A 6689-nucleotide genomic window follows, 5' to 3' on the forward strand; every position below is an offset into this window, starting at 1 on the left:
CGGGAACTCTTTGCCGCTCCCGTGCGTCATGAGGGGCACCCCACGACCATGAACGAGGAGGGAGCGATGGGTACGCCTGCTTTTGCCACCCAAGTGAACCGCGTCGAGCTCGAGCAGAAAGTCAAGGAGATGTACCGGCGCGTGGCCCAGGAGCCGACCGGGGAGTTCCATTTCGAGATGGGCCGCGGCCTTGCGGAACGCCTTGGCTACGTGCCCGCGGACCTCGACCGCATCCCGGCGGAGGCCATCGACTCCTTCGCCGGGGTGGGATATCACTTCGACCTCGCCGACCTCAAGGCCGGCGAGCACGTGCTCGACCTCGGCAGCGGCTCGGGCATGGATACCTTCGTGGCTGCGCTCAAGGTCGGACCGGGCGGCCGGGTCGTGGGCGTGGACATGACCGACACCCAGCGCGCCAAGGCCGAGCGCCTGCGGGACGCGGCCGGCTTCGCGCAAACAACTTATGTTAAAGGCTACATCGAGACGCTTCCGGTGGAAGACGGGAGCTTCGATGCGGTGATCAGCAACGGGGTGATCAACCTCTCGGCCGACAAGCCGCGGGTGTTCCGCGAGGTGGCCCGCGTGCTGCGCCGGGGCGGGCGGCTCGCCATCTCGGACATCATCTCGGAGAAGTGGCTGCCCGAGAGCGTGATGTGCAACGCGACGCTCTGGGCGGCCTGCATCGGGGGCGCCATGCAGCAGGACGCTTACTACGACGCGATCCGGGCGGCCGGCCTGCGCATCGTCCGCATCCGGGAGAATCCCCAGTATCGCTTCCTGACCGCGTCCGCCCAGAAAGCCTGCGCGACTTACGGGGTGCGCAGCGTGTCGCTGCTCGCCGTGCGGGATTGAACCGGCGCGAAAACCCGTCGCCACTGACGGGCACGGCCCCGGTTCTTCATTTCGCCGGGGGACGGTTAGGCGAACATCCGGCGATGGAAAGCTCACGCGCCCGCCGCCAGGGGCGGCCGCCGCTGCGGTTCAGCGACGCTTCGCCAGCGCCGCGCTGCGGATCGCCGTGAGGGTCGTCCGCGGCGTGATGGCGTCGGGGTCGATCACCAGCTCGATCAAGGCGGGGCCGCCGGCCGAGAGCGCCCGCTCCAGGGCCCGCGGAAACTCAGCGGTGGCGCGCACCGTCTCCCCGTGGGCGCCGAAGGAGCGAGCGTAGGCGGCGAAGTCCGGGTTTTCGAGGCCGGTCCCGTGCACCCGGCCCGGGTATTCCCGCTCCTGGTGCATGCGGATGGTGCCGTACATGCCGTTGTTCACCACCAGGAACAGGATCTCCAGCCCGTACTGGACGGCGGTGGCCAGCTCCTGCCCGGTCATGAGGAAGCAGCCGTCGCCCGCAAAACACACCACCGGGCGCTCCGGGCACACCAGCTTGGCCGCGATGGCGGCGGGCAGCCCGTAACCCATGGCGCCGCTCGCAGGCGCGAGCTGGGTGCGGAAAGGGCCGTACTGCCAGTGCCGGTGCACCCAGCCGGTGTAGTTGCCCGCGCCGTTGGCGACGATGGTGTCGGGCGGGAGCACCCTCCCCAGGTGCCGGACGGCTTCGCCCAAGTTGAGGGTGCCCGGCATGGGCTCGGGCTCGAGTTCCGCCAGGTAGTCGCCGCGGGCCGTCTCCAACCACGCCTTCCAGCGGCGGCCGTCGGCGCGCACATGGGCTTTCGCCGCGGCGGCGAACTGGGCCATCCCGCTATTCACCAGGAGGGTTCCCTGGTAGACGCGCCCCAGCTCCTCGGCGCCGGCGTGCACATGCACGAGGCGCTGGCGGGGCACCGGGGGCGCGACCAGGGTATAGCCGCTCGTGGTCATCTCGCCCAGGCGGGGGCCCACGGCGACCAGCAGGTCGGCGTCCCGGATGCGCTGGGCGAGCTTGGGGCTCACCCCGATGCCCGCGTGCCCCACGTAGTTGGGGCGCCGATTGTCATACAAGTCCTGACAGCGGAAGGACGCGCACACGGGAAGGCCGCAGTTTTCGATGAACGCCGCCATGTCGGCGCACGCTTCCGCGGACCACCCGCCGCCTCCCAGCATCACCAGGGGCCGACCGGCCTCGCCAAGGAGTCGCTCCAATTGGGCGAGCTGATCCGGGCCTGGATGGGGGCGCACGGTACGGTAGGGTCCGGCGTCCGCGACGGCGACGGTGGAGGCCAGCATGTCCTGCGGCAGGGCCAGCACCACCGGTCCCGGGCGCCCCGCCACGGCGGCGTGAAAGGCATGGCTTACCATCTCGGGGATGCGCTCCGCCCGGCCGATCTGGGCCACCCATTTCACCATGGGACCGAACATGCGCCGGCAGTCCACTTCCTGGAAAGCTTCGCGCTCGACGAAGTCGGACCCCACCTGTCCCACGAACAGGATCATGGGCGTCGAATCCTGATAGGCAGTGTGCACGCCGATGGAGGCGTTGCAGGCGCCGGGCCCCCGGGTCACGAAGCAGATTCCCGGCCGACCGGTGAGCTTGCCGTAGGCCTCCGCCATGTTCGCCGCGCCGCCTTCGTGGCGGCATACGACGAGGCGAATCGCGTCGCGGGCGTCGTAGAGCGCGTCCAGCACCGGCAGATAGCTTTCCCCCGGAACGCAGAACGCGAGATCGACGCCGTGGATTCTCAGTGCGTCCACCAGCACCTGGCCGCCGGTGCGGGGCTTCAGACGGGGCATCTGCGACGGTTCTCGGGAAATCGCGGACGGAATCACGCTCTCCCAGGAGAGCCTAACCTGCGGGATCGACTACCCAATTCGGCTTTCTGCTCGAGAATTGGTGGCGTCCCCTAGGGGATTCGAACCCCTGTTACCGCCGTGAAAGGGCGATGTCCTAGGCCTCTAGACGAAGGGGACGCGGCGGGTTGTCTGGTGGAGGTAAGCGGAGTCGAACCGCTGACCTTCGCAATGCCATTGCGACGCTCTCCCAGCTGAGCTATACCCCCACCGGAGCCGCGAATTATACCGTTCCCTCCGAGGCATGCAAAGGCTTGGCTAAGCTGCGGGAACGGGCTCAGGACGAAGCGATGGCTTGGTCGAGCCGGGCGAGCGCCGCTTCCCGCTTGAGGGCGGCCACGACGGCGACGATGTCCGGCGTCTTCTCCATGCCGGTCACGGCCACCCGCAGGGGCATCATCACCTGGGGCGTCTTGAGGCCCCGTGCCGCCAGCACTTCCCGGATCGCCTGCCGGATGTCCTCCAGCGTCCAGGGCGCCGTCCCCAGCCGCTCCCGCAACTCTCGCAGCACTGCCCTGCCCTGCTCGTTCAGGTAGCGGTCGCGCAGCGCCGCGTCCAGCGCCGGCGGCTCGGCCAGGACGAGCAGGAGCGCCTCCAATTCGGAGAGCAAGGCGACCGAAGCCTGGACCGCTCCGATCATGGCCGCCGGGTCCATGACCCGCTCGATACGGGCGTAGAGGTCGGGTTTTTCCCGGGCCAGCCTGACCGCCAGGGCCCGAGGGGTCGTTCTCCGCAGGTGCTCTCCGTTGAGCCAGCGCAGCTTCTCGGGATCGAAACGGGCGGGCGAGCGGCTGATGTGCCGCAAGTCGAACCACTCGACGAACTGCTCCAGCGTGAAGACCTCGTCGTTGCCGTGGGACCAGCCGAGCCGCGCCAGGTAGTTGAGAAGCGCTTCCGGCAAGTAGCCCTGGTCCCGGTACTGGAGGACGCTCACCGCCCCGTGGCGCTTGGACAGCCGCTCGCCGTCGGCCCCCAGAATCATCGGCACGTGGGCGTACTGGGGCAGGGGCGCCCCCAGGGCCCGCAGGATGTTGATCTGGCGGGGAGTGTTGGCCACGTGGTCGTCACCCCGGATCACGTGGGTGATGCCCATGTCCAGGTCGTCCACCACGACCCCGAAGTTGTAGGTGGGCACGCCGTCCGAGCGCAGGATGACCAGGTCGTCGAGCTCGCTGTTGGAGACCACGATGGGCCCCTTCACCAGGTCCTCGAACGCCACCTCCCCTTCGTCCGGATTGCGGAACCGCACCACGGGCTTCACCCCGGAGGGCGGGGTCTTTCCGCGGGCGTTCTCCGGGCGCCAGCGGCCGTCGTAGCGGGGTTTCTCGCCGCGGGCGCGCTGCGCTTCGCGCATCGCCTCCAGCTCTTCCTTGCTGGCGTAGCAGTAATAAGCTCGCCCGGCGCGGATGAGTTGCTCCGCCACCTCCCGGTAGCGGTCGAGCCGCTGCATCTGATGGTAAGGTCCCTCGTCCCAGGCAAGTCCCAGCCAGGTCATGCCGTCCAGGATGGCCTGCACGGATTCCTGGGTGGAACGCTCCAGGTCCGTGTCCTCGATACGCAGGATGAACCGGCCGCCGTGCTTGCGGGCGTAGGCCCAAGAATACAAGGCGGTGCGGGCGCCGCCGATATGCAGGTAGCCGGTGGGGCTGGGAGCGAAGCGGGTACGGACCATGGCGATATTTTACGGGAACCTCCCGCGCGCCCGCTCAAAAGGCGAAAATCGATGGGGCCGGCCGCCGCCTGTTTGACCGGCCGAAAACCTTTATGCTTTAATTTTGGGCCTCGTGGGTGGTTAGCTCAGCGGTAGAGCACTGCCTTCACACGGCAGGGGTCACTGGTTCGATCCCAGTATCACCCACCAAAATCAAAAACTTAGTGCGCTTCAGGATGTGGCGCGGTATGGCGAACCTCCTCGAAGAGCCTCATTTCCAGCCTGTCGCGTCATAGTTACGCCATATCTATTCCGTGCCCATTTTGGCCCGAGACCCCCCTCTGCTTGCTAATCATGTTCGGTGCGTGGCGCGCCTCCTATAACCTTTATTGACTTCTGCCGCCCCATCTCAACGCCTTCCGGCGCCGGTAGCCTTCTCGGGCAGGACCGCAGATCTCCCCGGGTATTGCGCACTCACCTTCACGCGTTTATGCCGGTCGGATCTACGTCGTTGCGTTGCCATGCAAGTATCGGGCTTTGACGATATCGGCCGTCTCACCCCGCAACGCCGCCTTATCCGCCTCCTGTTCGTCGGGCCAGCGCTTTGCCTCTGGCTTCCTTCGGATTCGCAGTCGCCCGCATGAGCTTCCCTCTGTTTTTCGTCTTCCAAGAGGCGGGCTTCATGCTGCCAGATTCTGCCCCTGCTGAGTGCTGACCCAGTGCTGCAAGAACTGAATCGGCGACTTGCCCTTGAGCGTGGAGTGGCGGCGTCTCCGGTTGTAAAACACTTCAATGTAATCGAACAGGTCGGCCATCGCGGCCTCGCGCGTAGCGTGGCGCGTGCCATGCACCCGCTCGCTCTTCAGGCTGTTGAAGAAGCTCTCGCTCGGCGCGTTGTCCCAGCAATCGCCCTTGCGGCTCATCGAGCACACCCTGCCGTATTCGGCGAGCCTCGCCTGGAACGCATGGCTCGCGTATTGGCTGCCCCGATCCGAGTGATGGATCAAACCGGGCGCAGGCTTCCTGCGGAACCACGCCATGGTCAGCGCATCGACCACAATATCCGCCCCCATGCGCGGCTTGGTCGCCCAGCCGACGATCTCGCGGTTGAACAGGTCGATCACCACCGCCAGGTACAGCCAGCCTTCGTCCGTCCGGAGGTAGGTCAGGTCCGCCGTCCACACCGGATTCGGCGCTTCCGGTGCGAAGTTTCTTTCCAACAGGTTCGCTGCCACCGGCAGGTCGTGTTTCGAGTCCGTGGTGGCCTTGTAGCGGCGCTTGTGCCGCGCCCGGATGCCGTTCTCGCGCATCAGTCGTCCCACCCGCTCCTTGGACGCCTTGAAGCCGCGTCCGCGAACCTCGTCGACTATCCTCGGGCTGCCGTAGGCCCCCTTGAACTGCGCGTGGATGGCGCGGATCAGCGCCAGTAACTGGTCATCGGTCAGCCGCTGCCGATTAGGCCTGCCGCCGCGTTTCCAGGCCCGGTAGCCGCTGATGCTGACCTCCAGCGTGTCGCACAGCGCGACCAGCGGGTATTGCTTCACGTACCGATCGATCCTGGCGCACTTCACGCTACATCCTTGGCGAAGTACGCCGTCGCCTTTTTTAGGATTTCGTTTTCCATCTTGAGCCGGGCAAGCTCGGCCCGCACACGCGAGAGTTCCATTTGCCCCGGCGTCACCGGCTTGCCGCCCGGCGGGTTGAGCTTGCCGGCCTTGGCGGCCTTGACCCAGTTCCTGAGCGTCTGCTCGACCAGCCCCAACTCACGCGCCACGCGGGACAGCGCTTCACCCGATTGCACGCGATTGACCGCCAGTTCCTTGAACTCGGCGGTGTATTCCTGCTTCGGTATCTTGAACATCTTCGTCCTCTGTTTCGTCTATCCTAGCCGCTCAGCCTTGGAAGACGAAATTTCGGGGGAAGGTCACCGCTGAACCTGCATGGCTCTCCTTCCTCTCCAAAGGAGTGCCAAAGGTTTGTGAACTTATGCAGCAAGACCCGCTTCTGGCGGAGAGCCGGGCGCGCCTGCGCGAGCTTCTTAGTGTAGCGGCGGGCGGAAGCGTGTTCACGCAGCATCCGGCGGGCCACGGTACGATCGCGCGGACCGCCAGCAAGACGCCGTATAGGCCGGCACAGTGCCTGCGCCAGCACGAATATCCGAACGGCTTGACGGCGCAATGGGTATTGCTTAAGGGAACCTCTAATAATTCACTCATTCTAACGCCCCAACAACAAAACGCGAGAAACGACGATGCTCCAATCCGGTTTCTTTGATCTCGAAGATCGCTTCGGCAAGCTCGATCAGCTGGGCGATCCG

4 protein-coding genes and 3 tRNA genes are annotated in these 6689 nt (G+C 66.2%); 2 read left to right on the forward strand and 5 right to left on the reverse strand.

The window, feature by feature from the left end:
- The first annotated feature begins 66 nt into the window (after positions 1-66).
- Positions 67-852, forward strand: a complete 786-nt coding sequence (locus tag ACUVYZ_RS13355; protein WP_439934845.1) for a methyltransferase domain-containing protein — start codon at positions 67-69, stop codon at positions 850-852.
- Positions 853-981: 129 nt separating this feature from the next.
- Here the strand turns inward: ACUVYZ_RS13355 and ACUVYZ_RS13360 are convergent, their stop codons facing one another.
- The 4 genes from ACUVYZ_RS13360 to gltX all read right to left on the reverse strand — a co-directional run bounded on the left by ACUVYZ_RS13360 (position 982) and on the right by gltX (position 4393).
- Entirely contained in the window at positions 982-2664 is a 1683-nt protein-coding gene (locus ACUVYZ_RS13360) for a thiamine pyrophosphate-binding protein (protein WP_439934844.1), read from the reverse strand.
- A 101-nt stretch (positions 2665-2765) separates the two neighbouring features.
- Positions 2766-2841 (reverse strand) — tRNA-Glu (locus tag ACUVYZ_RS13365).
- 13 nt (positions 2842-2854) lie between these two features.
- Positions 2855-2930 (reverse strand) — tRNA-Ala (locus tag ACUVYZ_RS13370).
- Between the two features lie 68 nt (positions 2931-2998).
- Entirely contained in the window at positions 2999-4393 is a 1395-nt protein-coding gene (gene gltX, locus ACUVYZ_RS13375; RefSeq protein ID WP_439934843.1) for a glutamate--tRNA ligase, read from the reverse strand.
- Positions 4394-4507: 114 nt separating this feature from the next.
- On the opposite strand from gltX, the gene ACUVYZ_RS13380 reads away from it, so the two are divergent.
- A tRNA-Val gene (locus ACUVYZ_RS13380) sits at positions 4508-4582 on the forward strand.
- Between the two features lie 470 nt (positions 4583-5052).
- Here ACUVYZ_RS13380 and ACUVYZ_RS13385 read toward each other — a convergent pair.
- Positions 5053-6233, reverse strand: a protein-coding gene (locus ACUVYZ_RS13385; protein WP_439934842.1) for an IS3 family transposase whose coding sequence is annotated in 2 segments (ribosomal slippage) — positions 5053-5969 and positions 5969-6233 — 1182 coding nt in all. Because the reading frame shifts where the segments join, the coding sequence is not laid out codon by codon here.
- Between the last annotated feature and the right edge of the window lie 456 nt (positions 6234-6689).

The sequence above is a fragment of the Pelomicrobium sp. P1 genome (assembly GCF_052805615.1).

What these genes read in the sequence shown, in the direction of transcription:
- ACUVYZ_RS13355 (WP_439934845.1), top strand. Translation starts at nt 67, where the DNA reads ATGGGTACGCCTGCTTTTGCCACCCAAGTGAACCGCGTCGAGCTCGAG.
- ACUVYZ_RS13360 (WP_439934844.1), bottom strand. Translation starts at nt 2,664, where the DNA reads ATGCCCCGTCTGAAGCCCCGCACCGGCGGCCAGGTGCTGGTGGACGCA.
- gltX (WP_439934843.1), bottom strand. Translation starts at nt 4,393, where the DNA reads ATGGTCCGTACCCGCTTCGCTCCCAGCCCCACCGGCTACCTGCATATC.